General features: G+C 52.8%; 1 protein-coding gene. It reads left to right on the top strand.

Going from position 1 to position 2252, the window contains the following annotated elements; translation table 11 throughout:
• A partial coding sequence (gene carB / locus C7B77_RS28625; protein WP_106313073.1) for a carbamoyl-phosphate synthase large subunit occupies positions 1-2194 on the top strand: 2194 nt, incomplete at its 5' end.
• Positions 2195-2252: the final 58 nt, after the last annotated feature.

The following is a 2252-nucleotide window of genomic DNA, read 5'->3' on the forward strand; positions in this document are numbered from 1 at the left end:
GGTAACCAAAATCCCTCGGTTCGCCTTTGAAAAATTCCCCGGCTCCTCCCAAACACTGACCACTCAAATGAAGTCAGTCGGCGAAGCCATGGCGATCGGACGGACATTCCAAGAGTCATTTCAAAAAGCCTTACGATCGCTTGAAATCGGTCGATTTGGCTGGGGCTGCGATCGCGATGAATCTTTACCTTCGATCGAGCAAGTGCGTTCGCTACTGCGGACTCCGACACCCGATCGGATTTTTAGCATCCGCCACGCCATGCAACTAAAGATGTCTGTAGAAGACATCTACGAACTGACGGGAGTCGATCCGTGGTTCCTAGATAAACTCCAAGATATCCTCACCACCGAATCCTTCCTCAAAACCCAACAATTAACATCCCTTACCAAACCACAATTATGGGATATCAAACGTCAAGGTTTTAGCGATCGACAGATTGCGTATGCAACTAAAACTACCGAAGATAACGTCCGCACCTATCGTAAGTCTTTAGGCGTCGTTCCCGCCTACAAATTAGTCGATACCTGCGCCGCCGAATTTGAAGCCGAGACGCCCTATTACTACTCCACCTACGAAGAAGAAACCGAAGTTATCCCCTCCACGCGCCGTAAGGTGATGATCCTCGGCGGCGGCCCCAATCGGATCGGCCAAGGGATCGAATTCGACTACTGTTGCTGCCATGCCGCCTACGCACTCAGCAAACAGGGATTTGAAACGATCATGGTCAATTCCAATCCCGAAACCGTTTCCACCGATTACGATACCAGCGATCGCTTGTATTTCGAGCCGCTGACTAAAGAAGACGTCCTCAATATCATCGAAGCCGAGCAGCCAGAAGGAATTATCATCCAATTTGGCGGCCAAACTCCCCTCAAATTAGCCGTACCGCTCCAATCATATTTAGATGCCCAAGCGCAGGATCCCAATGGCGTCCGCACCAAAATTTGGGGTACCAGTCCCGATTCGATCGATATGGCCGAAGATCGGGAACGGTTCGAGCTAGTATTGCGCCAATTAGACATCCAACAACCCGCTAATGGCATGGCGCGCGATTATGACGATGCCCTGCTCGTCGCCAATCGGATCGGCTATCCCGTCGTCGTCCGTCCCTCTTATGTCCTCGGCGGACGCGCGATGGAAATCGTCTACTCCGACACCGAACTCGAACGCTATATGACCTATGCGGTGCAGGTAGAACCCGACCACCCGATTCTGATCGATAAGTTCTTAGAGAATGCCATAGAAGTCGATGTAGACGCCATTGCCGACGCATCCGGACACGTCGTCATCGGCGGAATAATGGAGCATATCGAGCAAGCCGGAATTCACTCCGGCGATTCCGCCTGTTCGCTGCCCTACGTCTCCCTCTCAGACGAGACGATCGCCACAATTCGCCAATGGACGATAGAATTAGCGCGCTCTCTCAAAGTCATCGGGTTGATGAATATTCAATTCGCCGTCCAAGCCGATAAAGTCTACATCATCGAAGCCAATCCCCGCGCCTCCCGCACCGTCCCCTTCGTCGCCAAAGCCACAGGCATCCCGCTCGCAGGTTATGCCGCACGAATTATGTCTGGCGAAACCCTTACCAGCTTGGAATATACCGCCGAAGTAATTCCAACCCATATCGCCGTCAAAGAAGCCGTCTTACCCTTCGACAGATTCCCCGGTACCGATACAATTTTAGGCCCCGAAATGCGATCGACAGGCGAAGTCATGGGCATCGATATTGAATTCGGGCGCGCCTTTGCCAAAGCCGAACTCGCCGCCGGACAAAAATTACCCCTCACGGGCAAAGTCTTCGTCTCCACTAGCGATCGCGATAAACTCGCAGTCGTCCCTGTAGCTCGCGATCTGATCGCCCTCGGCTTCAAAATCGTTGCCACATCCGGCACCCAAAAAGTCCTAGAGGAACACGGCTTAGTCGTCGAATCCGTCCTCAAACTCCACGAAGGTCGCCCCCATGTCGTCGATATTATCAAAAACGGCCAAATTCAACTAATTATCAACACCCCCTCTGGTGAAGAAGCCCAAGCCGACGGCAAACTCATTCGCCGCACCGCCCTAGTCTACAAAATCGGCATGGTTACTACAATTGCCGGAGCCAAAGCCACCGCCGCCGCGATCGCCGCCCTCCAATCGCAACCTCTAGAAGTCAAAGCCCTCCAAGACTATATTGGTCTGGGTCGTTAGATCGTTGATAATCGATCGCGCCCATAAAAATCCCCTCCCAGGAGGGGTGCCCGCAGGG

It is taken from the genome of Chamaesiphon polymorphus CCALA 037, assembly GCF_003003845.1.
In the GTDB taxonomy this organism is placed as follows: Bacteria; Cyanobacteriota; Cyanobacteriia; order Cyanobacteriales; family Chamaesiphonaceae; genus Chamaesiphon; species Chamaesiphon polymorphus.